The following is a 25,087-nucleotide window of genomic DNA, read 5'->3' on the forward strand; positions in this document are numbered from 1 at the left end:
TAAATGAAAAAATGGTTATTGGGTATGATGGCGGCAGTTATGGCAGTTTCTCTGGCAGCCTGCACGCCTACTACTGAGAAGCAGAAGGAGGAGACAACCACAGTATCTGCAGAAAATCCGGAACCGGCAGTCGTTCCGACTACTGGCGGGGCTTCAGACAAGGTTCCCGATCCAAATGTAGAACCTGTAGCTGTTATTTCTATTTACCACAAAGGCGACGGAGACAGCCTGGTTCAGGAGATGGATTCTCTTGACGACGACGACCTCAATGCTCAGGCACTGGTAGACAGGATGATCGGATACGGCGTTTTCACTGAGGGAACAGAGGTTATTTCCTTTGATAAAACCGGCGAAGAGGAAAATGCAAAAGGCGTTCTGAACTTAAATCAGGCGAAAAATAACGAAGGTGTTACAGAAACTCAATTTTTGGTAGAAATTGGAAATACATTTATAGAGAATTTTGAGCTTTCCACACTTACAGTCCAGATCAATGGACAGGATATGGAAGGCGCGTCCGCGCTTGAATATGTGACGGCGTTTGAGGATGTGGAGTAAATCGAATATTTGGCAAAGATAGAACCAGTTTGGATATCGTATAGGTATTCAGACTGGTTTTTTTATAAAACTCAAATGTAAATAATGTACAAAAACAATGTAAAAAATGTGGCAAAATACCCATAGATATATAAAATGCTTTGTAGTATGATTAATAACATGAACAGCGAAATGCATATATTTATATAAAATAAAAGAGTGAAAAAAGACATTTTGTAAAAATATAAAAAGGAGAGAGTAAGATGAATAAGAAAGAACGTGTAATTGCTGCAATCAGAGGAGATGTACCGGATCATGTGCCGGTTGGTTTTTCTCTTCATTTTCCAAGAACCGCTAAGACGGTAGAAGAGGATTTAAAGTTCCATCTCGATTTCTTTCGGGAGACAGATACGGATATTATTAAAATTATGAATGAAAATCTGGTGCCGGATTTCGGAGAGATCCGTACACCGGATGACTGGAATAAAATTCCGGCACTCAGTTTGAATGACAGCTTTATGTTAAATCAGATTGAACTGGTTAAGCGGATTATGGATCAGGCAGATTCGGATGCCTTTTCGTTGGGAACGCTTCATGGAATTTGCGCTTCTGCAATCCATCCGATTGAAGCGAGATATGGGTATGAAGCGGTGAGGGAGCTGCAGGTGACTCATTTCAGAGAAAACAAAAAGCCCATGATTGAGGCATGGAAGCGAATTGCTGACTGTATGGCTAATCTGGCTCAGAAATATATTGAACTGGGAGTTGACGGCGTATATTACGCAGGCCTGGGAGCAGAGCGCCGTTATTTTACAGATGAGGAATTTGCAGAATGCATTGAAACCTTTGATAAGCAGATTCTTCAGGCAGTAAAAGAAGCCGGAGGCTATACTTTCCTTCATATGTGCAAGGATGGACTGAATATGCAGAGGTATGCTTCTTATAAGGAATTAAGCGATGTGGTAAACTGGGGAGTCTATGAGGCTCCATTTAGTATTGAAGAAGGAAGAAAGCTCTTTGGCGATGTAACTGTTATGGGAGGCCTTGCAAACAGAAGCGGCGTGATGGTTGACGGCAGCATCGATGAGTTGAAAGCAGCGTCAAAGAAGCTAATCGAAACCTATGGAAAGAGGAGGTTTATTCTGGGGGCAGATTGTACGCTTCCTACAGAAATTCCATATGAACGAATCCATGCGATTGTAGAGGCGGCAAGAGAAATTTAAAAACAGCGATAAATATATGAAAAAAGCAAGGAGGAAGGAAAATGAAAAAAAGAACAGTATGTTTAATGGTAGCAGCACTGGCAGCGGGAACACTTTGTGGATGCTCCGGGTCTGAGAAACCGGCAGAGACAACAGTTGCTTCGGGAGCACAGTCAGAGGCCGCAAAGGAAGATGAGGGAAAAAAGCCGGAGGCTTCAGAGGAAAAGACTGTTTATCCGGCAGGTACGATTACAATTTACGGAACAGGACAGCCTCAGTATTTAAAAGAGTATTTCGATGCATGGCTGGAGAGAAACAGAGATATTGCACCAGAGGTAACTCTTGAAATCGTACAGAACGAAAGTCAGGCGAAGAGCCGTGAAAAGATCACCATGACAGCTCTTGCTGGCGCAGAGGATGATCTTCCGGATGCAGTGTATATTGACCCGGTTAATATCCTGGATCTGGCTCAGGCAGGACTTTTAAGAGATGAGACAGAGTTTGTATCTCAGTATATTGATGAAATGGTTGAAGGCGCAACCAATGACGCAACGATCAGCGGAAAGATTTATGGTCTTCCGGAATCAGTAAGACCGAATGTATTGTTCTACAATCAGGAAATCTTTGATAAATATGGTGTGGATCCGGCTCAGATGTCTACGTTTGAGGGATATGTAGAAGCAGGACGCCAGTTAAAGGAAAAGAGCAACGGGGAAGTATACCTCTCCTATATCAGCCCTGACTCTATGACCTGGAGATATTGGGGAAGACGCGGTCTTATGCCTCAGGCAGGAGCAAGGATCTGGGATGAGAACGGTCAGATTGTATTAGGCAGCGATGAGGGAGCAAAGAAGGCTTTTGGTATGCTGGATACCCTTAACAGCGAAGGATTGCTGTTAAAGTCACAGATTATGCAGCCGGCTCTCTATGATGCAGTAAACAGCCAGCAGGTAGCTACATTCTATATCGGCGCATTCTGGGATGAATTTTTGAGAATGAACTGTCAGGCAACAGCAGGCCAGTGGCGTGTAATGCCTTCGCCGGTATTTGAGGAAGTAGGAACAGCAGGAGCTCCTGTTTCATCCTATTTCTGTATCGTAAACAAAGGCGATAATGTTTATGCAGGTCTTTTAGAGCAGATGTGGCATGATTTCCATTTTGATACACCATCCCGTACAGAGTGGGTAAAATCCATGGAATCCCAGAATGCTCCATATGCTAATCCTATTTCAACTGCGATGTTAGAGGATGAATTCTGGAAAGAGCCATCTGATTTTTACGGTGGACAGTCTTTCCGTGAAATGGAAGGAAAATGTCTTGAAAATGGTTCTCCCAACCTTGTTGTAACACCTCAGGATGCAGAGGCAGATGAAATTATCACAGCAGAGCTTGAGACCTATATTGCAGGAAATCAGACAATGGAAGAGGCAATTGCCAATATGGATAAGAATCTTAAGGCAAAGATTGGTCAGGCTGAGATCGTTAAGTAATGATGAGGAGATAAATGTTAAAGAATATAAAAAAATATAGAGCACCGTATTTATTTATTCTTCCATTTTTCATACTGTTTTTTCTGTTTCAGCTGATCCCTACCATATGGACCTTCTATATCTCCTTTACAGAGTGGAAGGGAATCGGGGATCCGGTGTGGTGCGGAACGGATAATTACCAGAAGATTCTCATAGACAATTTATTTTGGGAATCTCTGGTAAATACAGTAGTATATTGGATTACTGGTATGGTCCTGATACTGGTGCTTGCAGTTATAATTGCCAGCCTGCTAAACAGCAGTTCATTAAACCACAAATCGTTTTTTAAGACAGTTACATTTCTGCCCAATATTTGTGCTGCCATTGCAATGGGGCTGATTTTCAGAATGCTTTTTGATGAAAATACAGGTCTGATCAATGAATTTCTGGGGATGTTTGGTGTAGGATCGGTTGGCTGGCTGACAGATACACGTTATTCAAAAATTCCGGTTATTCTCTTAAATGTATGGAGAAATACACCATGGTTTACCATGATTGTATTGTCGGGACTGCTGAATATTTCTACCGATTACTATGAAGCTGCAACGGTAGATGGGGCAGGAAAGCTGAAGCAGTTTTTCTATATTACATTACCGCTTCTGCGCAATATCCTATTTTTCTGTTCCATTACAATTACTGTGGACAGCTGGAAGCTGTTTAATGAATCCTACATACTTCCAGGACCAGGCGCTTCCAATACGTCATTGTTCCAGTATATGTATGAATCTGGCTTCAATGTATTTAATATGGGATATGCATCAGCAATTGGTGTAGTGCTTATTATAATTCTGGGTATTCTCTCTGCGGTGCAGTTTGTGGCGAGAAGAAAACAGGGAGAGTTGTAAGGAGGCGCATATGGGATATAAAGCAAAACGAAGGTGGGATACCGTTCTGGTTTACGGTGCGCTGACAGTGATCTCGCTGATCTGTATATTTCCAATTGCCTGGATGTGTCTGATTTCCCTGAAGCCGGCTACAGAAAGTATCAGCGGATTTCATTCGATAATAGTACAGGATCCTACACTGGCAAACTTTAAACGTCTGTTTGAAATGATTCCATTGGGGCAGAATCTGTTTAACAGTGTATTTACAACGCTGATTGGTACGGTGACAACTCTTTATTTCTGCGCTTTAGCTGGCTTTGCTTTCGCCAAGTTCCGTTTTCCGGGCAGAAATTTTCTGTTTTACTTTGTGATTGCAACTATGCTGATTCCGCCGGAGGTAGGAGCGGTGCCGCTGTTTATTCTGATGAAGAAGTTTAATCTGATTAACAGCCTGTGGTCACTGATTATTCCGCGTATCGCAACAGCTGTGGGTATCTTTTATATGCATCAGTATATGAGCGATATTCCCGATGAACTGATTGAGGCCGCCAGAGTGGACGGATGTACAGATTTTGGTATTTTCACTAAAATAGTACTTCCGGTCATTAAACCGGCTTTGGCATCATGGGCTGCGATTACCCTGATTGCCAGATGGAATGACTTTTTCTGGCCGCTTTTATATCTGAGAAAATCATCAAAATACACACTTATGGTTACTATTTCCCTGCTTCCGGTCAGTGAGGGATTGTCCACTCCGTGGCCGGTTATTCTAGCCGGAACTACGCTGGTTATAATTCCGATTATTTTGCTTTACTTATTCTTGCAAAGGTTCCAAAAATCAGGTATGATGGCAGGAGCAGTGAAAGGATAAATATGCATTAAGCGGCTGCATTTGCTGTACACTGCAGGCAGCCGCTTTTTATGTTTTCAGACATATCATATATCAGAGAGGAGCAGGATAGTGTGGAAAGGATTTCTGTAAAAGACCGTGTTTATGAAGAAGTGCTGGCGCATATTTTAAATGGAGACTATCCGGCCAATACAATTCTAAATGAAAAAGACCTGATTGAAAAATATTCTGCAAGTAAGACGACGGTCAGAGAGGTACTGGTTCAGCTTTGCAGTCAAGGAATATTAAAAAATATTCCCCGGTATGGCTATCAACTGGAAATGATTCATCCGACACAGATTCGTGAATTAGTGGAGTTTCGTAAAACAATAGAACTTGCAGCTTTAGAGGCTGCATATCCTCATATGGGTGAAAATGAATACAAACAGCTGATTGCATTAAACGAAGAGTCTGTGATACATAAAGATGATCTGGATGTAAAGATCCATTGGACTTTAAACAATCAATTTCATCAGCTGCTGTGTTCCTTCAGCAATAACAGCTTTTATAAAAAGGCTCTGGCTGATGCCATGATCTTTTCCATTAGAGCCTCTAATCAGTATTATTGCAATGTTTGGAACCAAAAACGTAAGACAGATGCCAGAAATCATGTAAATCTTATCGATTCTTTGATGACAGGTGATTTGGAAAAAGCTAAAAATATACTGAGAGATGATATTGAAGAGTATATGCATGAGATTATATTTTAATAGAAAAATCCCTCTGTGGCGAAGGTACCTGTAATCTGCCGCAGAGGGATTTTTAAATGATTTGTATTTTTGTAAAATTAAAACTCAGCCATAGCCGCTTCGTCAGCCACTACGATTACATTATTGTGAAGCTGTAAGATAGAAGCGGGAACCTGAGGGGTTACAGGGCCACAGAGAGCTTCGCGGAGGATGCGGGCCTTATCTGCACCGCTGGCAATCAGAAGGATTGTCTTTGCCTGCATGATGGTCTTGATACCCATGGTATAAGCCTGTCTGGGAACATCGTCGATAGAAGCGAAGAAGCGCTTGTTTGCCTCAATGGTGCTCTCTGTTAAATCAACGCAGTGAGTCATTTTTGCAAATTCAGAATCAGGCTCATTGAAACCGATGTGGCCGTTGTGTCCGATTCCTAAAAGCTGCAGATCAATGCCGCCGATATCATCGATCACACGGTTGTAGCGGGCACACTCAATGGCGCTGTCCGGCTCTGTTCCATCAGGAATATTTGTGTTATTTAAGTCAATATTGATATGCTTAAAGAGATTATTATACATAAAATAATAGTAACTCTGATCGTTATCCTTTGTAAGTCCCTTGTACTCGTCCAGGTTTACTGTCTTTACATTGGAGAAATCCAGATCGCCCTTGTTGTACCATTCGATCAGCTGCTTGTAGGTACCGATCGGTGAAGAACCGGTAGCCAGTCCCAGCACGCAATTAGGCTTCATGATTACCTGTGCGGAAATGACATTGGCAGCTTGGCGGCTCATTTCATCATAATTTTTTGCTTTGCAGATTCTCATAATAATATCCACCCTTTCCGTAAAATGAAAATTATTTTTGCAATTTTCTCCATATAGAATAGCATTTTCTCGACATACTTTCAAGGGGAAAAACATATAAATAATGGTAACAGCGGAAACCGGGCTGCCATCTGGGGACAGGCAGACAGGTCTGGGGTGGAGCGATTTGGAAATGGTGCAAGGAGTAGGGAAATGGTGAATTATAGAAGATTGATTTCTTATATTTATGCATATGAAGGAAGCGCAAAGGGGAAAAATATAGGATTTGCCAAGCTGGAAACCAGAAGCGGCCAGTGCAGGTTGAATGTAAATGTAAAAAAGGTTTATTCAGGAGGAAGCGATCTGGGGGTGTATCTGCTGGCGCCTGATAAAGAGATTTTTCTGGGTAATATTTTTATTCACAATGGAGCGGGCGAGTTCAGAGCTGTGATTTCGATGGAAAATATTGGAGGATCTGGCTGTGCTATGGAAATCTGCTATGGCCTTTCCGTCCATGAAAAGGAAGAAGACTGGCGGGTGTATAAGACGATTTGGGAGGATGCAGTTACTCAGGCCGCAGAGGTAGATCTGGCAGAGGTAACGTCTCAGAATGTAGGGGATGAGAGCGAGCAGATCCATAGAAAGCTGACGGAACTGAATCAGGAAATTCAGGCAGAGGAGGAACGTCTGGAGGCGGAGAGAGCGAAATTAGTTTTAGAAGAAAAGGAACGGGAAGCGGCCAGGGAGGAGACGAAAGAGCCGGAGGAAGATGAAATACAGATTGAAAAGGCAGAGATGGCTTTAAAAGATGAAAAGGAAGGATCAGAGGCCCCGCATAGCGAAGAAGATGTGGAAGCAGGCGGTCAGGATCATCCGGAAGATAATCAGAGAATGGGAAGCGGTACCCAAATGCTTTTGCAGAACCTAAATAAAGTAGGAAATATATTGGGAATACTGCCGGCCGGACATGAGAAGCCTGTGGAAGAAAAAGAACAGGCCAGAGAGGAGGCAGCGCAGGAGTCATCAGAGCCATTAGCCTCCCATCCGGCTCGCGTTTCTTTGCCTCAGGAGGAGGAATTTCCTTTAGAAAATCCCGAAAAGCTGGCGCGTCTGGAGCAGGAAGAAAGCGCCGGCAGTCCGGAGCTTTTGTGGGAAGCCTTCCGAAAGCGCTATCCCAAGATACAGGCTTTTGACAGTCCGGGTACCATCGAGATTCTCACCATCCGTCCTCAGGATATCGGCCTTTTACCGAGGGAAAACTGGACGTATGGAAACAACAGCTTTCTGCTTCATGGCTATTATAATTACCGGTATCTGGTATTTGCCCGTGTAGGCGATGAGGCGCGCAAACGGGTACGCTATATTCTGGGGGTTCCGGGCCATTATTACAGCAGCGAAAAATATATGGCTTCCATGTTCGGGTTTCCGCATTTTGTTCTTGCCAAAAAACAGCCGGTTCAAAACGGCCGGTTCGGTTACTGGTATGCAGATGTCAGTATGGAAAATACGGACTGATAGGCCATGCATGGATCAGTCGATTCCACGGAGCCTGACGATTCCGGCATAGGGGGATACAATCCGGGCAAATTCCTCCATTTCTTCCCGGGAAAAGCTTTTGCAGGAATCGGGGGACAGTACCTGGCCGGACTCCTGATAAGACTGCAGAAAGTATTGTCCGCACCCCTGGATCCATGGCCCGATTTCCTCAAAATCACTTTTATCATGGAGGCCTTTTACAACGGTCGTACGAAATTCAAAGGGGACAGAACCATTTAAAAGAAAACGGATACTTTGGTCGATTCGTTCCAGATTCAGCCCGGTGCGCCCGCTTACATGCGCATAATGGCTTTTTCCTGCTTTGATATCCATAGCTACATAGTCTAAAAGCCCTTTTTCGCAAAGATTAATGAGCACATTCGGCTGGTATCCGTTTGTATCCAGCTTTACTGCCAGCCCAAGACTGCGGACAAACCGTATAAAATCCTCCAGATCTGGCTGCAGAGTTGGTTCTCCTCCGGTGATGCAGACACCCTCCAATATGTTCTTTCGTTTCTCTAAAAATGTCATTACTTCTTCCTGAGAGCAAAGTGCCTCAGTATCGCGTCCAAGCAGCTCGCTGTTGTGGCAGAAAGGGCAGGCAAAGCTGCATCCGCCGGTAAAGATCGTGGCAGCTACCTTTCCCGGAAAATCCAGAAGCGTTGTTTTCTGAAGCCCGCATAATTTCATATTGATTGATCCTTCCTTTGCAAAATTTATGATTTTATTTATAATAGGATATTAGGGTCACAAGTCGTTTGACCTCAACGCATATAAGGAGATTGATCGTATGACAGAACAGGAAATTGCTCTGGCAAATGCAAAGGGACTTGAAACCCGCAGACGCCGCTGGGAGCAGAGGAATGAGAAAAAACGTCTGGCTGCCCTTGCGGCAGAGGAGGCTGCAAGAGCAGCCCGCCGGGCAGATGAAGCCTTTATGAAGGAAGCGGTTCGTCAGGCAAAAAAAGCGGCTGCGATTGGAGACGTCCCAATCGGCTGCGTGATTGTAAAAGAGGGCCGTATCATTTCCAGAGGCTACAACCGTCGGAATGCAGATAAAACGGTTCTTTCCCATGCAGAAATTACAGCCATAAAAAGAGCCTGCAAAAAAGAGGGAGACTGGCGGCTGGAGGATTGTACGCTGTATGTCACGCTGGAGCCCTGTCCCATGTGCGCCGGAGCCATTGTACAGGCCAGGATTCCCCGTGTTGTCATTGGATCCATGAATGCGAAGGCGGGCTGTGCCGGTTCGGTATTAAATATTCTTAAAGAGCCGGGATTTAATCATCAGGTAAAAGTAGAAACAGGTATTCTTGGGGAAGAATGTTCCTGTCTGATGACGGATTTTTTTAAGGAGCTGCGGCGCAGATAGAGGTATTTTCTCATCAGATCTGTTTTTTTACAATCTGATATTCGTCTCCGAACCGATAGTAAGGGCAGTCCCTGAACTCTCCCCGGATAAAACGAACCATTTCATCCTCGTCCAGATCCTTTGTGCAGACATAGTAGTCGCATTCTTCATCATATTCATAATTCATACAGGTTTCGCAGTTTGCCTGAGCCATGAAAGAGGCCTCCTTTTATGCCGTTTGCGGCAGTTTTATTATCTATAAAATGATATTGTTTTAAATCAGATGCAGTACAGAAGATTATAACATAAAAATATTTCAGATAACATATCCATTTCTTTATTTTACAGTTATAATAGAAGCATAAATGTTTTCAAAGAAGAACAGTCTCAGATCAATTACGGAGGAAGCGGATATGAAGGTAACAGTTGCAATTGATTCATTCAAAGGAAGTCTTTCATCAATGGAGGCAGGGAATGCCGTTCGAACCGGTATCCGGCGTGTTTATCCGGACGCTTTGGTAGAGGTGCGTCCTCTTGCGGATGGAGGAGAGGGGACAGTAGACGCTCTGGCAGCAGGAATGAATGGTGTGATCCATGAGATTTCCGTAACAGGCCCTCTGGGCGAACCGGTTACAGCCCGTTACGGTATCATTGAAAGCACACATACGGCGATTATGGAAATGTCTCAGGCTGCGGGCATTACGTTGGTGCCTGCGGAAAAGAGAAATCCGCTGTTCACCACTACCTATGGAGTAGGAGAAATGATCCGGGATGCCATGGACAAAGGCTGCCGGCGTTTTATCATGGGAATCGGCGGAAGTGCAACCAATGACGGCGGTGTGGGAATGCTTCAGGCGTTGGGATACGATTTTCTGGATAAAGAGGGGAGACAGGTGCCGTATGGTGCGCAGGGGCTGGAAATTTTAAAAACCATTTCTGATAAAAATGTGCTTCCAGAGCTGGCAGACTGCCATTTTTATATTGCATGTGATGTGACGAATATGCTCTGCGGCGATCTGGGCTGCAGTGCCGTTTACGGTCCGCAGAAAGGTGCAACGCCGGAGATGATTGTTCAGATGGACCAGTGGCTGGAACGATATGCGGCTTTGGCACGCCAGGCCTTCCCGAAAGCAGATCCAAAGCAGCCGGGAACGGGAGCGGCAGGCGGCCTCGGATTCGCATTTCTCTCATTTACAAATGCAGTGCTGGAATCCGGGATTAAGCTGGTATTAGAGGAAACCCGGCTGGCAGATTATATTAAGGATGCAGACATTGTGATCACCGGAGAAGGCCGCATGGATGCTCAGACTGCTATGGGGAAAGCGCCGGAGGGAGTTGCCCGCCTTGCAAAAACCTTTGGAAAGCCGGTTCTGGCTTTTGCAGGCGCTGTAACCAGAGATGCAGCTGCCTGCAACAATGCCGGAATTGATGCCTTTTTCCCCATTCTCCGCTCAGTTGTATCCTTAGAGGAGGCCATGGATCCGAAAACAGCCGCATCCAACATGGCGGATACGGCAGAGCAGGTGTTTCGGGTGATGCGGGCGGTGGGGGTCGAGGGCATTGAATGATATGGAATGCCTTACGGCTTAAGATCAGCCTGCCAGTCGGATGCTTTTGGAAGTTTCTGACAGTAAAGATGATAAAATTCTTCATGTGTCAATCGTTCAAGCCACGGTGCAGAAGGACAGCAGGCACCGGAATATTCCTGTCGGCTTTTTTGGGAGGTATGTTCCGGATAAACGATCAGATCTCCATTGGCTGCGTAGAAGGAGCAGAGTTCCGGACACAAAATTTCTTTTGCCATACGGCAGGCAATCGACTGTGGTATCGAGGTACGGGCACAGAAATAGGATGGGATTAAAACAGGTCCTTCTTCCGGTATTTGCAGGAAAGTCTCCTGCCCATCCGCTCGCAGGGCATACAGAGAAGGCACAAGCGCTGTGGCGGCCTGTTTTTGGCGTACAGCTTGGAACGCACCAATGGGCATATCGGTCACCAAACTGCGCTCAAGCAGCCTTTGTGCAGCCTGACTTCCCCACCGTTCCCAAACGGTTTTTACTACGGTTTTTACTGCAGAGTTGTTGATTCCTCCAAATGCTAAACCATTCCAGTCGGTCAGAGCGGTGCGTCTGCAGATCTCAGGTTCTCTGGTATAGTAGACCAGAGGGATGGACAGGAACGGAAGCAGAAATGATCCTCGTTCTACGGCATCTAACATCGGGCCGGACTGCAGCGGTATCCAGCTCCGCACAGGATATAACGAATGATTTAGCTTGCAAAAGATATCCGTATCTTCAAAAACTTCCAGATCTGCCGATACGATTAAATCCGGTAAAATAGCATCCGGGCGAGCAAGATACTCTGACATATGCTCGGGATATCCCAATCCGAAATAGCGTACTTCCAGTTGAATTTCATCAGAAAGCAGGCGCTGAGCCAGCGCATCCAGAAATGTTTTTTCCTGACGATGAAGCACGCAGATGTGGTTCCAGTAAAGCAAGATGTGTCTCATACAAGAGGTTCTCCTTTCCGCAGCAGCGTCTGATATAGGCGCTGTTTTTGGTATTCGGTTTCTAATTGCCGATAGAGGATTTCTTCGGTCGGAGTACGCCTCACTACTGCGGTAATAGCGCCGCCGCTAAGTACGATCCTCTGCTCAGACATAAGAGCAGTATGTGGATCATGTGTTACAACAAGAACCAGTTTGTCCTGTCGGCAAAGTAAATTTAGGGCTTTCTGTTTATCGATCCCGGCATTTTCAATTTCATCAATCAGTACAATGGGGCTGTCGCAAATAAGGGAGATATCCCCGATCATCAGGGCTCTGGACTGTCCGCCGCTGAGCTGGTTGAGGTTTTGCTCCAATGATACGGGTTCCGGTGTGATGTCGTTTACAAGTTCCAGAATTTCTTCGGGTGTGGTTTGTCGGCTGCGGCAGCGGGCGTGGAGCTGCAAAAACTCTTTTACCGTTGTGTCCAGAACAAAGCGCATATTCTGCCCAAGATGGGCTACCATCTGTCCCGACAGCATCTGCCGGCGGGAGCGGGATACCGGGGTTCCATCTAACAGAATCGTGCGTCCAGTAACGGAATCCCCCTGAGCCAGCTGTTCTACATCTTTAATAAGCCGGGACTTTCCGGATCCTGTGTTCCCCACAATTGTGTATAACCTGCCGCGTGCAAGATGGATAGATATAAAGTCTTCTGGCTGTCCCTGCCGGTTGCGTCCGGGAAGAATGGTCAGGTTTTCCATAGCGGTGTCTCCTCTCCAAAGTTAATTTTTCCTACGACTCCCTGTTGAAATGCTCCTCCTACCCGGCGTTCTCCCACACAATAGGAGCAGACACCGCTCGGCATGGTATGGCGAAGTTCGTCTTCTCTGGATCCGCAGTTGGAGGGCTGTTCTAGCAGCCACTGTGCCAAACGGTCGGCTCCATATCCGGCTAGACCGTCTACCGGGAAAAGCGCCGCTTTTGGGTTCAGCTCACTAATTTTCGAGGAAATAATTTCTAGTTCAGCCTGTGAGACCATATCTGTTTTTGTCAGTACCACAAAGTCTGCCTGAGTGAGCATAGGGCCCAGTTGACCGGGTGCTTTACAACTAGCAGTGCAGTCTAGAACGCAGCCTGCTATCATATGTGTGGTAGCAGGTGAACACCGATGGCATAGCCCGGCCGTTTCAATTACCAGAGTATCGCAGCCCTGGCTATTGGCCCAATCCCACAATTCCGGCAAATTGGACACCAGAAAATGATCTGGGCAAATATCTTCGCTGAGTCCTGTGACGCAGGGGAGGTTCATTTCAGCAAATACAGATGCGTCTTCGCTTTGCAGACAGTCGATTTTGCAGACACAGGGGCCTGCGCCCTTATGCTGCAGCAGAGGAATCAGAGAGCGCAAAACAGAGGTTTTTCCTACTGCTGAGGCTCCAGAAAATAAAAAGATGTGATCTAGCATATGTATACTCCTTCCCGACCATGAGGTTAACTGTAACTTACCATCTGTGCAAAGTCCTTGTCAATATCAGATGAGACTGTCACAGATTCTTTTTTTCTTGACAAAATCATTAAAAAGAATGTACAATATCTGTGAGTTAGTAATGACTAATTATATAAAAATGAGGTGAGGTGTTGGAACAAACAGAACTATCCTGCAAATTAGCACTTTCCGCGTTTTTGTCGGACGTTATATTGCCCGAAAAAAGCGTGTTTTCTCAGACCTTTCGGAGCGGACAGATTCTCAGTGATATTCCAAGAGGTATTCCGTCGATCGGACTGATCACTGCGGGAAGAGTCGAGGTTTACTCTGTTGCCTTAGACGGAAAAGACATCCTGCTCAATGAATTGTCGGTTGGGGAGTGTTTTGGAATCTGTAATCTTCTGGCGCACTTCGAATTGGAAACTGTACTCCGCTGTGCCATAGAAACAGAGGTGCTTTATATTCCCAAATCTGTGCTGCAGGAGGTGATGTCCTGCAACGGCGCTTTTGCATTGCGTTTTGCAGCTGTCTGTAGCGAGAAGATCCAATTTCTTTTGAAACGAATTGAATTGCTTACCATGCAGTCCTGCCGTGGACGGGTGATTGCTTTTTTGCTTGCCAGTCAAAATGAAAACAGAGAAGTTATATTTCGCGGTTCCCGGGAAGATCTGGCACGGCATCTGGGAATCAGCCGGGCAGCGTTGTTTCGGGAATTGGCTGCTCTCCAGTCCGCGGGCGCTGTTGAAGCCTGCGGAAATCGGTTTTATGTCACAAATTTGAGACGGCTGGAAGAGATGCTCTATTACCCATCGAACACCAAATAAACCAATGCAGAAAGGAACATTATTATGAAAAAATTCTTGTCGTTTGTTTGTTTTCTCTCTCTGTCCGCAGCCTTGCTTGCCGGATGCACCCTTGTTTCTCGCGATCCTTCTGTTTCTCAGGAACCTTCTGTCAGCCAGTCTGTCCAAATGGAAGCCGCAGAAGTAAATGTTATGGCGCTCAATGGCCCTACATCTATGGGAATGGTGCAGTTTATGACAGAAAATGATGCCAGAACTGAGAAAAACGGCCGCTATAATTTTACCATTACTTCTATGACGGATGAAGTTTCTGCGGCCTTAGCTCAGGGGACAACGGATATTGCCGCGATTCCTGCCAATCTGGCTTCCATCCTTTATCACAATACAAATGGCGGTGTGCAGGTTCTAGCAATCAATACGCTGGGAGTTCTTTATATTACAGAGAGTGGAGATACCGTTCGTTCGGTTGATGATCTGCGCAGAAAAACCATTTATGCAAGCGGTAAAGGTAATACGCCAGAGTATGCGCTGAATTATGTGTTAAGTCAGAATGGGATTGATCCGGTTCGCGATGTGATAATCGAGTGGAAAAGCGAACCGGCAGAATGCTTGGCTGCGCTGACGGCCCAGGAGAATTCCATTGCCATGCTGCCTCAGCCGTTTGTTACTACTGCCCAGAGTAAAAGCGACCGTATCCGGGTAGCGTTGGATCTGACGGAAGAGTGGAACAAACTGCAGGCAGACAGCGTGGATCCTTCTGCGCTGGTTACAGGGGTTGTGGTGGCCCGCACCGCTTTTGTAAAAGAGCATCCCGAGGCTGTTTCCGATTTTCTGGACTGCTGCCAGACCTCAGTGGAATATGTCAACAGTAGCATTGATGAAGCGGCAAAAATGATGGACTCCTATGGGATCGTTGCCTCGGAAGTGGCACAGAAAGCGATTCCCTCCTGCAATATTGTTTTTATAGAAGGGAGCGAAATGAAAGAAAAGCTGTCAGGCTATCTCTCCGTCCTGTTTGAACAGAATGTTAAGTCTGTAGGTGGCACTCTTCCTGACGATGATTTTTATTACAAGCGATGACCGGTATGAAGCGCATTGAGATTCTTAGACCCTGGGCAATTTTTGTATGGCTTTTTGTATGGCAGGCAGGTGTGCTGGTTTTGGATCAGCAGATCCTGCTGGTTTCCCCTGTTCGTGTTCTGCTTCGTCTGGTAGAACTGGCTGTAGAGTTGGATTTTTGGAAAGCCGTTGCGTTCTCTACGCTGCGGATTACAGCAGGGTTTTTATTAGGTACAATGGCAGGCACAATGCTGGCTGGGGTTTCTGCCAGACAGCGCATATTGGAAGAATTGCTGGCACCCTTTATGCTAGCAGTGAAATCAATTCCGGTGGCTTCGTTTATTATCCTTGCCCTGATATTATTTTCTTCCCGTAACCTGTCTGTCCTTATTTCGTTTCTGATGGTTCTTCCGGTTCTGTATTCCGGTATTCTGGGAGGGCTCCGTGCTATGGACAAGCAGATGTTGGAGATGGTGCAGCTGTTTCGAATTCCTACATTTCGGAGGATCCGCTATGTTTATCTGCCACAGATACTGCCCTATTTTCAGACTGCCTGTTCCTCTGCTCTCGGACTGTGCTGGAAATCGGGAATTGCCGCTGAGGTCATTGGTATGCCCACTGGCTCGATTGGCGAGCAGCTTCAACTGGCTAAGGTTTATCTGGATACGCCGGATCTGTTTGCATGGACGTTGGTAATTGTGTTAATCAGTCTGTTTTTTGAAAGGTCTTTTTTGATGCTGCTGAAGCGGGCTGCTCGGTATCTGGAGAGGATGTGAGTTATGCAGGATATTATAATTCGTGGATTGTGCAAGTCTTTTGGAGAAAAAGCAGTGCTGTGCAATGTTTCCGGTACATTGGCAGCCGGGCGTATTACCGGACTGATGGCCCCTTCGGGAGCGGGAAAAACCACACTGCTGCGTATTCTTATGGGACTGGAACGGGCAGACAGTGGACGGATTGATGGTCTGAACGGTCTTTGCATCAGTGCGGTATTCCAGGAGGATCGTTTGTGCAATCAATTGGATGGCGTATCGAATCTGCGTCTGGTGACTCCGGCACTTGGCCGGGCAGAAGCCGCGAATGCTATGAAGGCGGTTGGACTGTCAGACTGCATCGGTCAGCCTATACGGGAACTGTCAGGAGGACAACGGCGCAGAGTAGCGATTCTCCGTGGGCTTTTGGCTGATTATGACTTTCTGATTTTGGACGAACCTTTTAGGGGATTGGATCGGGAAACAAAGCGTCTGGTGATGGAAGATACCAGACGTCGGTGTATGGAGCGGACGGTGCTGCTGGTTACTCATGATGCTGCGGAGCTAGAGGTTTTGGGAGTGACCGAGTTACTGACAGGATTAAAGTAAAAAGTATGGGCATGTCGTGGCATGAGATTTAAATCTCCTTGACAAACCCGCCCCCCAACGCTATACTAAATAGGCAATTCATTTATAACCCAGTCATAAGCTTTCCACGCAGCCGGGGAGATAGCGGTGCCCTGAACCTGCAATCCGCTCCAGCAGGGGTGATACCTTGCCTCGGGCAGAACATTGCGGAGCTGCCTTATGTAAGTGGCGTTGACGTTTGGGTCTTACGCAACGGGAATCTGTGAACCGTGTCAGGACAGGAATGTAGCAGCACTAAGCAGAAGCTCTCGTGTGCCGTAAGGCAGCCTGGATCGAGCTAACTGCATGAGTAACGTCCGTGATGCCTGCACAAAGCAAGGTGCGTGGATTTTATAATGAATATATGAGACCTGAGAAAAAGCAGCGCGGATCTGGCGGTGTATTCTCAGGCCTTTTTCGTTTTTATTTTACACTTGCCCCAATATTCCCTTTGCGCTATAATTACAAAATGGGTATAATATAACCATTCCTGCGTATCAGTGCCCACACGGCCGGTATGCAGAGTCTGACACTCTGAAATGGAGGAACGCAATATGAGAAGAATAGGAATCTTAACCAGCGGTGGCGACTGCCAGGCATTAAACGCTACTATGCGCGGTGTGGCAAAATCCTTATATAATATGCTGGATGATGTAGAGATCATTGGTTTTGAGGACGGTTATAAGGGGCTGATGTATGCAGATTACCATATTATGAAGCCATCCGATTTTTCCGGTATTCTCACTCAGGGCGGAACGATCCTGGGAACTTCCCGCCAGCCTTTTAAGCAGATGCGTGTGCCGGATGAGAATGGTCTGGATAAGGTAGAATCTATGAAGCATACCTATAGAAAGCTGAAACTCAGCTGTCTGGTCGTTCTCGGCGGAAACGGAAGCCAGAAAACAGCCAATCTCCTCAGCGAGGAGGGCCTTAACGTGGTTTCCCTGCCCAAAACTATTGATAATGATCTCTGGGGAACGGATATGACCTTCGGATTTCACAGTGCAGTGGAGATTGCGACCAATGCCATTGACTGTATCCATACCACAGCCGCTTCCCATGGCCGTGTATTTATTGTAGAGGTTATGGGGCATAAGGTAGGCTGGCTTACCCTTTATGCAGGCATTTCTGGCGGAGCCGACATTATCCTTCTTCCTGAAATCCCATATGATATCAACGTAGTCTGCGATGCGATCACAAAGCGTTCCAAAGCAGGCAAGCGTTTTTCTATTCTGGCAGTGGCAGAGGGGGCTATTTCAAAAGAAGATGCCGGCATGACGAAAAAGGAATTAAAGGAAAAGAAAAAGAACGGAGTGGTTTATCCGTCGGTTGCCTATGAGATTGGAGCAAGAATCCAGGAGGTGACAGGAAGCGAGGTCCGCGTCACTGTTCCAGGACATATGCAGCGAGGAGGAGAACCTTGTCCTTACGACCGTGTGCTTGCTACCAGACTGGGTGCGGCTGCAGCCAGACTGATTGCAGATGAGGAATATGGCTATATGGTGGCTTTAAAAAATAATGAGATTACCAAGGTGCCTCTCTCTGAGGTGGCGGGTAAATTAAAGACCGTGGATCCTGGATGCTCCATGATAAAGGAGGCAAAAATGGTCGGGATCAGTTTCGGAGACGAATAAGGAGCAGGCCCTATGTCATATATGGCTTTATACCGGAAATGGCGGCCGGTGTCCTTTGAGGATGTTAAGGGCCAGGATCCGGTAGTACAGACACTAAAAAATCAGATTACTTCAGATCGGATCGGTCATGCCTATCTGTTCTGCGGAACCAGAGGTACGGGAAAAACCAGTATTGCAAAAATCTATGCCAGAGCAGTAAACTGTGAGCATCCGATCGATGGAAGTCCATGCAACCAGTGTGCTTCCTGCCGCGCCATTTTAGAGGGAAGCTCTATGAATGTGGTGGAGATTGATGCGGCTTCTAACAATGGCGTGGAAAATATCCGGGATATCAGGGAACAGGTACAGTATCCGCCGACAGAGGGAAAATACAGAGTTTACATCATTGATGAGGTTCACATGCTTTCCATTGGAGCTTTCAATGCTTTGTTAAAAACATTGGAGGAGCCGCCGGCTTATGTGATTTTTATTCTGGCGACTACAGAGGTTCATAAGATTCCTATTACGATTTTATCCCGATGCCAGAGATATGATTTTAAGCGCATTTCTCTGGAAACCATTGCAGACCGGTTAAGAGAGCTGACTCAGGCAGAGCAGATCCAGGCAGAAGATAAGGCGCTAATGTATATTGCAAAGGCTGCTGATGGCTCTTTGCGAGACGGCTTAAGCCTGCTTGATCAGTGTGTTGCCTTCCATTACGGCAAACTTCTGACTTATGAAAATGCCCTTGAGGTTCTGGGGGCAGTGGATTCCAGCGTATTCAGCCGTATGTTCAATGCGGTTGCAGATGGGAGAACCCGCGACTGCATCACAGAACTGGAAGAAATTGTAATTCAGGGCCGGGAGCTGGGACAGTTTGTTACAGATTTCATCTGGTATCTGCGAAATCTTCTTCTGGTTCAGAGTGCAGATGATCCAGAGGGGTTAGTGGATCTGTCGGAAGAGAATCTAAAGCAGCTGAAGGCAGATGCTGTTAAGACAGACGGAAATACCCTTATGCGCTATATACGGGTATTTTCAGATTTGTCCAGCCAGCTGCGCTATGCCAGCCAGAAACGTGTTTTGCTGGAAGTGGCTTTGATCCGTCTGACACACCCGGCTATGGAGCCGGATCTGGATTCTGTTTTACAGAGGATTCATCAGCTGGAGGAACAGTTAGAGGATATAGAGGCCAGAGGAATCAGCGCAGGCCAGGGGACTTATGGAGCGGCAGGCAGTATGGCTGCCTTTGGAACTTGTGGCCTTCCGGGGCAGCCGTCAGCCGGCTCCGATCCTGCAGGCAGTTTGCAGCAGTCCCCTTCCGGTGATTCGGGACAGACGTCTGCCGGAATTTCAATGGGTTCAGCGGCAGAAACCATTTCCCTTCCCAAAGCGCAGCTGGAGGATTTAAACCTCATACGCAATGAATGGGCCAAAATTGTCCGCAGCATCGGCGGCGGAGCCAGATCCTATCTGCGGGATACCGTAGTAGAACCCGGAGGGGAAGGCTGTCTTACCATTGTATTTTTAGACCCTATGAGCTATGATATGGGCAAGCGCCCTACGGTGATTGGAGAATTGGAGCGGAAAGTAGAGGCTGCCTACGGCAAATCCATTTATTTTAAAACAAGACTGGCAGGCCGGGGTGAACGTCTGGATACTATTTACGTTACAAAAGAGGATCTGGAAGAAAAGATCCATATGGATATTACTTACGAAGACTGATATATTTTCATATAAAACAGGCCTGTAAAGGCCAGACAGAAAGAGGAGGAACATCACCATGGCAAAACGTGGCGGATTCCCGGGCGGTATGCCGGGAAATATGAATAATCTTATGAAGCAGGCACAGCGTATGCAGCGCCAGATGGAAGAGACAACAAAGGCATTAGAGGAAAAGGAATATACAGCAGCAGCAGGCGGCGGAGCGGTAACAGTAACGGTTTCCGGCAAAAAGGAAGTAGTTTCTATTAAGCTGGCAGAAGAGGTAGTGGATCCGGATGATATTGAGATGCTTCAGGATCTGATCGTGGCAGCTACCAATGAGGCCTTCCGCCAGATGGAGGCCGACAGTGCAGAGGCCATGTCCAGACTGACCGGAGGACTGGGCGGTGCTTTAGGCGGAGGCTTTCCTTTCTAATGGATTATTACAGCAGTCAGATCAGCAGACTGATCGAAGAATTGTCCAAGCTCCCCGGAGTAGGCGCAAAATCTGCTCAAAGACTTGCGTTTCATATCATAAATATGCCTAAGGAGCAGGTAGAACAGCTGGCAGGAGCCATGACCGGCGCCAGAAATAATGTCCGCTACTGCAAAGAGTGCTTTACGCTCACAGACAAGGAGCTTTGTCCAATCTGCAGCAGTACAAAACGCGACCACAGTACGATTATGGTAGTAGAAAACACCCGCGACCTGGCGGCTTATGAGAAAACCGGCAAATATAACGGAGTCTATCATGTGCTCCATGGAGCGATTTCTCCCATGCTGGGGATTGGCCCTAATGATATTAAGCTGAAGGAGTTAATGCAGCGCCTTCAGTCGGATGTGGAGGAAGTTATTATTGCAACCAATTCCAGTCTGGAAGGCGAAACGACAGCAATGTATATCAGCAAGCTGATCAAGCCGACCGGGATCAGAGTTACACGGATCGCCAGCGGTGTGCCCGTAGGCGGAGATCTGGAATACATCGACGAGGTAACGCTGCTTCGGGCGCTGGAAGGAAGGACCGAGCTTTAAAATGCCGCTTACGGCAGGGAGATGCATAAGATGGATAAATATGAGTTTAATTTAAGGATTGATCAGATTAAGAAGAAAATTGCCTCAGAAGATTTTGAGACAGCGATGAAGATCGCGGATACCATTGACTGGAGAAGAGTTCGCAATATCAATATCCTGTCTATGGTTTCCGGGGTTTATGAAAAAAATGGAGAATATCAGGAAGCAAAGGATATTCTCCTTCTGGCTTTTGAACGGGCCCCTATGGGAAAGCGCCTTCTGTACAAGCTGGCCGAGCTGGCAATTAAAGAAGGAAGTCCGGATGAGGCAGAGGATTATTACCGGGAATTTTGTGAGCTGGCTCCGGAAGACCCCAGACAGTACGTTCTGCGCTATTTGATTTTGGGAGCTAAGGGAGCGCCGGTAGAGCAGCTGATCCATACTCTGGAGCAGTACTGCAATGTAGAACTGGATGAGAAATGGCTTTATGAGCTGGCAGAGCTTTATAATGAGGCCCATATGGAGCAGCTTTGTGTGATGACCTGTGACAAGATTATGCTTATGTTTGGGACAGGAAAATATGTAGACAAGGCGATTGACTTAAAGGTTCAGTATGCTCCCCTTACAGACTATCAGATGGATCTGGTGGAAAATAAGGATAAATATGAGGCCCGATTGAAGGCTGTAGAAACAGAATATAATAAGAAAAAGCCTATGGTTCTTCCGATTGATGAGGAAGATGCACAGGAAGAGCAGGAAGCAGAGGATGCTTATGTGTATCAGCAGGAAGCAGCCTATACAAAAGAGCCTGAACCGGAAGAGAAAGTTTTAGAGGAGCAGCCAGAGACGGTGTTTGACGACGAAGAAACAGGGGAAGAAGAAGCCTTTTCCAATGCTGTACAGGAGCCTGAAGAGGAACAGGAGCTGTCCTGTGAGGAAGAAGAATCAGAAGCGGACAGTGAGCCGGAGGTGTCTTCTGAGCCGGAAGTTGTTTCCGGCTCATCAAAAGAAGACGAAACTCTCCGTGCACAGCTTCACGAGGCCGAAGCTCAGGAGGATCTTGCGAAGGAAATGTCCCAGCTGGCAGAGGAGCATGGATACAGCGAGGAAACTCAGGCGGCCCAGACACAGGTGCTGGCGGATATACGTCATTTGAAAAAAGGACCGATGTATAGCGGATCAAATCATCTGATGATTGAGGCAGATGAACCGGAAAAGGGTTTTGAGCTGGCGGTAAAGACATTAAAACGGATTCATCAGGAAACAGGCGCTAAAAATCAGGCTGCAAAGATTACAGGAGCCCGTTTAAATAACAGAGGAATTTTTACTCTGTCAGACAAGCTTACGGGAAAAGACCTGATTATCGAACAGGCCGGAGATATGAATGAGTCGATTCTTCAGGAGCTCAATCAGCTTATGGCAAGAGATGAAACCGGTATGAGTGTGGTGCTGATCGATACCGCAGAGCGTTTGGAGGAGCTCCACAAAACCTATCCGGGACTGGCTAAGAGGTTTGAGTGCATTGGGACCTCTGTGAAGGAGCAGGAGAAAGAAGCAGAGCCGGATAACCGTCCGGTTCGTGCGGTGAGGCTTCATGAAGCTCCTGCATCTGCGGCACCTGTCCGCATGAAAAAGATGGTTGAGCAGGAAGCGATAGAGACGAAGGGAAATGTTCTTCCGTCCCGTCCTGCGTATCAGGCAGCTTTTCACCCTTCTGAAACGGAAGAAGAGAAGAGGCCGGCAGCACCATCCGAAAAAGCTGGAGAAACAAGAGAGGCTGTACAGGCAGCTAAGCCGGCTGCGGCGAAACGCAGACAGGTAATTCCTCTGGTTCCCGAACCTCCGGTACAGACTGAGAAAGAGCCTGTTTTGGAAGAACCTGAGCAGGAAATGGATATTGATGAGTTTGCAAAATATGCCTGTGAATATGCCGGCAGTATTGACTGCAGTATTTCAGGCAAGAGCATGCTGGCTCTTTATGAACGAATCGAAATTATGGAAGAGGATGGGGAAAAGCTGACAAAGGCTGCTGCAGAAGCGCTGATCGAAGAGGCTGCAGATAAGGCAGAAAATCCGTCATTATTCAAAAAAATGACAGGGCTTTTCTCTTCCAAATATGACAAAGCAGGACTTCTTATTCTGAAAGAGGAGCATTTTATATGAAGAAACAGATTCGTTTGATTGCCCTTGATCTGGATGGTACACTTTTAGATGATCAGAAACAGCTGTCGGAAAATAATATACAGGCTCTGGCGGAATGTGCCCGTCGGGGCATACAGGTTGTACCAGCTACTGGACGCCCGGCAGATGGGGTTCCAAAGGAGCTTTGTGCGATCCCTGGAGTTCGTTATGCCATTACGACCAATGGCGGTGCAGTGGTGGATCTGGAAACCGGAAGGCGGTTAAGCCAGTGCGTTCTTTCTAATGAACAGGCACTTCAGATTTTGGACATAGTCAGACAATACCATGTGATGTATGATCCATATGTACAGGGACGCGGTATTACACAATCCAGTTTTTTTGAACATATGGAAGAATTTGGAATCAGTCCGGCTGTTCAGAAATTGGTGAGAGCTACCAGAGATGTAGTGCCGGATATTTATCAGTATATGGTTGAAACAAAAAACTGTGCTGAAAAGATAAACGTTTTTCTGGCAGATCTTTCAGACAAAGAGAGTTTGCGGGAAGAGCTGTCTTCTGTTGAAGGCCTTGCAATCAGCTCCTCCATGTATAATAATCTGGAGATAAATGCAGAGGCGGCGACCAAGGGAAATGCACTCTTGTGGCTGGCAGATCATCTTGGTATCCCCAGGGAAGAAACAATGGCTTTTGGAGATGGTGAAAATGATATTTCCATGCTGAAAGCGGCTGGAACTGGGGTTGCTATGGGAAATGCTTCTGACCATGTTAAGGCTGCTGCAGATGAGGTAACACTTACAAATGAGCAGGACGGAGTGGCAGCTGCCATCCAAACCTGGATACTTAAATAATAAATACCGAAAGAAGTAAGGCATGATAATGGAACACTGGCTGCCCATTGCGGCAGCCGTATTTTTGATAGGAATGGTTTTATATGGCCATCATAGAGGATTTTTGAGACAATGCGTTTCAGTGGGCGCACTGGTACTTACCATTTGTCTTGTGAAGATAGTCACGCCATCAGTGACAGAATTTATTGAGAGCAATCCTCAGATCCACAGCCGGGCAGCCGAGATTATTTTGACAATATCCGGTTGGAATGAATCGGGGAAGGACAACATACAGGCGCCGGCCTCTCAGAGAACAGTCATTGAAGGATTGAAATTGCCCCAGTTTATAAAGGATATGCTGATAGAAAATAATAACAGCGAGTTTTACAATATTTTGGGAGTGGAGCAGTTTGCAGAATATATTACAGCATGTCTGGCTGATATGGCAATCCATGTTGTCTGCAGTGTGCTTATTTTTATTTTAAGTTATGTCCTGATTCGTTTTTTGATTTACTGGCTGGATCTGATTGCGAGACTTCCCATTATATGCGGTTTAAATCAGCTGGCGGGAGCCTTTCTGGGATTGGCTCAGGGGTTTCTGATTTTATGGATTGCAGGCATAGTGCTGAAATTTTTTGAAGCCGCACCCATAGGACTGATTCTTGAACAGCAGATTCGCGCCAGCAGCTGGCTTTCGTTTCTGTATCAATACAATCCCCTGGATTTTCTGTTCAGCGGTTTTATAAGAGGAAATTTTTAATAAAGGCTGTATATTTGTGCGCTGCCGTATATTTACGGAAGCGCATATTTAATATATTCACATAATAATATCTTCAATTTAAATAATTCAAGCGTAAACAGCAAGTTTATGCTGCGATCGGCTCTGTTTTTTAAATCACTATATATAGGAATATGTTTGTAAAATGCGCATATATTGTGGTTTGGGCTTGGGCGTAAACTTTCATTAAAAATTGTTGAAAAAAATGGAACAAATTCCCTTGACATTTAAACGGTAAAATGCTATATTATAATTCCACTGCGAAAACAGTGGAAATGACTTTGAAAAAAGTTAAAAAAGTTGTTGACAGATACAGTTGCTTGTGATAAGATATAAAAGTTGCTGTTGAGAACAAAAAACAACAACGAAAAATAAAATAAAAAAGTTGTTGACAAGCAAAACGACTTATGATAGAATGTCAGAGTTGCTTGCGAGCG

Annotated in this window: 26 protein-coding genes and 1 other RNA gene; 21 read left to right on the forward strand and 6 right to left on the reverse strand. The window is 46.2% G+C overall.

Annotation, left to right across the window (positions count from 1 at the left end; all coding sequences use genetic code 11):
* The first annotated feature begins 3 nt into the window (after positions 1-3).
* The 6 genes from WKT10_RS11465 (at position 4) to WKT10_RS11490 (ending at position 5,688) form a co-directional block, all read left to right on the forward strand.
* Positions 4-555 (forward strand): LptM family lipoprotein, encoded by a 552-nt coding sequence (locus WKT10_RS11465; protein WP_340277281.1) that lies wholly within the window; start codon positions 4-6, stop codon positions 553-555.
* A gap of 242 nt (positions 556-797) precedes the next feature.
* Positions 798-1,757 (forward strand): uroporphyrinogen decarboxylase family protein, encoded by a 960-nt coding sequence (locus WKT10_RS11470; protein WP_340277283.1) that lies wholly within the window; start codon positions 798-800, stop codon positions 1,755-1,757.
* Between the two features lie 41 nt (positions 1,758-1,798).
* On the forward strand, positions 1,799-3,226 hold the full coding sequence (locus WKT10_RS11475) for an ABC transporter substrate-binding protein (protein WP_340277285.1): 1,428 nt from the start codon (positions 1,799-1,801) through the stop codon (positions 3,224-3,226).
* Between the two features lie 14 nt (positions 3,227-3,240).
* Entirely contained in the window at positions 3,241-4,110 is an 870-nt protein-coding gene (locus WKT10_RS11480; protein WP_340277287.1) for a carbohydrate ABC transporter permease, read from the forward strand.
* 10 nt (positions 4,111-4,120) lie between these two features.
* Positions 4,121-4,960, forward strand: coding sequence for a carbohydrate ABC transporter permease (locus WKT10_RS11485; protein WP_340277290.1), 840 nt, complete (start codon positions 4,121-4,123; stop codon positions 4,958-4,960).
* A gap of 92 nt (positions 4,961-5,052) precedes the next feature.
* Entirely contained in the window at positions 5,053-5,688 is a 636-nt protein-coding gene (locus WKT10_RS11490) for a GntR family transcriptional regulator (protein ID WP_340277292.1), read from the forward strand.
* A 77-nt stretch (positions 5,689-5,765) separates the two neighbouring features.
* Here the strand turns inward: WKT10_RS11490 and nagB are convergent, their stop codons facing one another.
* Positions 5,766-6,491 (reverse strand): glucosamine-6-phosphate deaminase, encoded by a 726-nt coding sequence (gene nagB / locus WKT10_RS11495; RefSeq protein ID WP_066542987.1) that lies wholly within the window; start codon positions 6,489-6,491, stop codon positions 5,766-5,768.
* A gap of 192 nt (positions 6,492-6,683) precedes the next feature.
* On the opposite strand from nagB, the gene WKT10_RS11500 reads away from it, so the two are divergent.
* Positions 6,684-7,985 carry a DUF6128 domain-containing protein gene (locus WKT10_RS11500; protein WP_340277294.1) on the forward strand — a complete coding sequence of 434 codons (1,302 nt, stop codon included), beginning with the start codon at positions 6,684-6,686 and terminating at the stop codon, positions 7,983-7,985.
* A gap of 15 nt (positions 7,986-8,000) precedes the next feature.
* Here the strand turns inward: WKT10_RS11500 and WKT10_RS11505 are convergent, their stop codons facing one another.
* Positions 8,001-8,696, reverse strand: coding sequence for an anaerobic ribonucleoside-triphosphate reductase activating protein (locus WKT10_RS11505; protein ID WP_337433490.1), 696 nt, complete (start codon positions 8,694-8,696; stop codon positions 8,001-8,003).
* 100 nt (positions 8,697-8,796) lie between these two features.
* On the opposite strand from WKT10_RS11505, the gene tadA reads away from it, so the two are divergent.
* The gene (gene tadA / locus WKT10_RS11510; protein ID WP_340277296.1) at positions 8,797-9,378 is read left to right on the forward strand and encodes a tRNA adenosine(34) deaminase TadA; all 582 of its coding nucleotides are present in this window, start codon (positions 8,797-8,799) and stop codon (positions 9,376-9,378) included.
* Positions 9,379-9,391: 13 nt separating this feature from the next.
* Here tadA and WKT10_RS11515 read toward each other — a convergent pair whose 3' ends face one another.
* A complete protein-coding gene (locus tag WKT10_RS11515; RefSeq protein ID WP_337933693.1) occupies positions 9,392-9,571 on the reverse strand; it encodes a DUF6472 family protein in 180 nt (59 codons plus the stop codon).
* A 199-nt stretch (positions 9,572-9,770) separates the two neighbouring features.
* Between WKT10_RS11515 and WKT10_RS11520 the strand changes: the two genes are divergently transcribed.
* Positions 9,771-10,925 carry a glycerate kinase family protein gene (locus tag WKT10_RS11520; RefSeq protein ID WP_340277299.1) on the forward strand — a complete coding sequence of 385 codons (1,155 nt, stop codon included), beginning with the start codon at positions 9,771-9,773 and terminating at the stop codon, positions 10,923-10,925.
* An 11-nt stretch (positions 10,926-10,936) separates the two neighbouring features.
* Here the strand turns inward: WKT10_RS11520 and WKT10_RS11525 are convergent, their stop codons facing one another.
* The 3 genes from WKT10_RS11525 to WKT10_RS11535 are packed head-to-tail and all read right to left on the reverse strand — an operon-like array spanning position 10,937 to position 13,313.
* Positions 10,937-11,869, reverse strand: coding sequence for a hypothetical protein (locus WKT10_RS11525; RefSeq protein WP_340277301.1), 933 nt, complete (start codon positions 11,867-11,869; stop codon positions 10,937-10,939).
* Positions 11,866-12,609, reverse strand: a complete 744-nt coding sequence (locus tag WKT10_RS11530) for an ATP-binding cassette domain-containing protein (protein WP_337933698.1) — start codon at positions 12,607-12,609, stop codon at positions 11,866-11,868. Before WKT10_RS11530 ends, WKT10_RS11525 begins: the two co-directional genes overlap by 4 nt.
* Positions 12,597-13,313 carry a GTP-binding protein gene (locus WKT10_RS11535; RefSeq protein ID WP_337933699.1) on the reverse strand — a complete coding sequence of 239 codons (717 nt, stop codon included), beginning with the start codon at positions 13,311-13,313 and terminating at the stop codon, positions 12,597-12,599. Before WKT10_RS11535 ends, WKT10_RS11530 begins: the two co-directional genes overlap by 13 nt.
* 233 nt (positions 13,314-13,546) lie before the next feature.
* Here WKT10_RS11535 and WKT10_RS11540 point away from each other — a divergent pair, with 233 nt between their 5' ends.
* The 12 genes from WKT10_RS11540 (at position 13,547) to WKT10_RS11595 (ending at position 24,632) form a co-directional block, all read left to right on the forward strand.
* A complete protein-coding gene (locus tag WKT10_RS11540; RefSeq protein WP_340277303.1) occupies positions 13,547-14,158 on the forward strand; it encodes a Crp/Fnr family transcriptional regulator in 612 nt (203 codons plus the stop codon).
* A gap of 24 nt (positions 14,159-14,182) precedes the next feature.
* A complete protein-coding gene (locus WKT10_RS11545) occupies positions 14,183-15,217 on the forward strand; it encodes an ABC transporter substrate-binding protein (RefSeq protein WP_340277305.1) in 1,035 nt (344 codons plus the stop codon).
* Between the two features lie 5 nt (positions 15,218-15,222).
* On the forward strand, positions 15,223-15,972 hold the full coding sequence (locus tag WKT10_RS11550; RefSeq protein WP_337933705.1) for an ABC transporter permease: 750 nt from the start codon (positions 15,223-15,225) through the stop codon (positions 15,970-15,972).
* Between the two features lie 3 nt (positions 15,973-15,975).
* Complete coding sequence (locus WKT10_RS11555) at positions 15,976-16,557, forward strand: ABC transporter ATP-binding protein (RefSeq protein WP_337933706.1); 582 nt, start codon at positions 15,976-15,978, stop codon at positions 16,555-16,557.
* Between the two features lie 104 nt (positions 16,558-16,661).
* An RNA gene (gene ffs / locus WKT10_RS11560) (signal recognition particle sRNA large type) lies at positions 16,662-16,923 on the forward strand.
* Positions 16,924-17,129: 206 nt separating this feature from the next.
* Positions 17,130-18,209 carry a 6-phosphofructokinase gene (locus WKT10_RS11565; protein ID WP_066542978.1) on the forward strand — a complete coding sequence of 360 codons (1,080 nt, stop codon included), beginning with the start codon at positions 17,130-17,132 and terminating at the stop codon, positions 18,207-18,209.
* A 12-nt stretch (positions 18,210-18,221) separates the two neighbouring features.
* Positions 18,222-19,913: a DNA polymerase III subunit gamma/tau gene (dnaX, locus tag WKT10_RS11570; protein WP_337434541.1), complete on the forward strand. Its 1,692-nt coding sequence runs from the start codon at positions 18,222-18,224 to the stop codon at positions 19,911-19,913.
* A 58-nt stretch (positions 19,914-19,971) separates the two neighbouring features.
* The gene (locus WKT10_RS11575; RefSeq protein ID WP_337434542.1) at positions 19,972-20,328 is read left to right on the forward strand and encodes a YbaB/EbfC family nucleoid-associated protein; all 357 of its coding nucleotides are present in this window, start codon (positions 19,972-19,974) and stop codon (positions 20,326-20,328) included.
* Positions 20,328-20,924 (forward strand): recombination mediator RecR, encoded by a 597-nt coding sequence (gene recR / locus WKT10_RS11580; RefSeq protein ID WP_066542971.1) that lies wholly within the window; start codon positions 20,328-20,330, stop codon positions 20,922-20,924. The genes WKT10_RS11575 and recR overlap by 1 nt, the downstream gene beginning before the upstream one ends.
* Positions 20,925-20,954: 30 nt before the next feature.
* On the forward strand, positions 20,955-23,066 hold the full coding sequence (locus WKT10_RS11585) for a hypothetical protein (protein ID WP_340277312.1): 2,112 nt from the start codon (positions 20,955-20,957) through the stop codon (positions 23,064-23,066).
* A complete protein-coding gene (locus tag WKT10_RS11590) occupies positions 23,063-23,893 on the forward strand; it encodes a Cof-type HAD-IIB family hydrolase (protein ID WP_340277314.1) in 831 nt (276 codons plus the stop codon). Before WKT10_RS11585 ends, WKT10_RS11590 begins: the two co-directional genes overlap by 4 nt.
* A gap of 22 nt (positions 23,894-23,915) precedes the next feature.
* On the forward strand, positions 23,916-24,632 hold the full coding sequence (locus tag WKT10_RS11595; RefSeq protein WP_340277316.1) for a CvpA family protein: 717 nt from the start codon (positions 23,916-23,918) through the stop codon (positions 24,630-24,632).
* Positions 24,633-25,087: the final 455 nt, after the last annotated feature.

Origin of the sequence: Enterocloster sp. HCN-30185 (assembly GCF_037890305.1) — a bacterium.
Classification (GTDB): domain Bacteria; phylum Bacillota; class Clostridia; order Lachnospirales; family Lachnospiraceae; genus Enterocloster.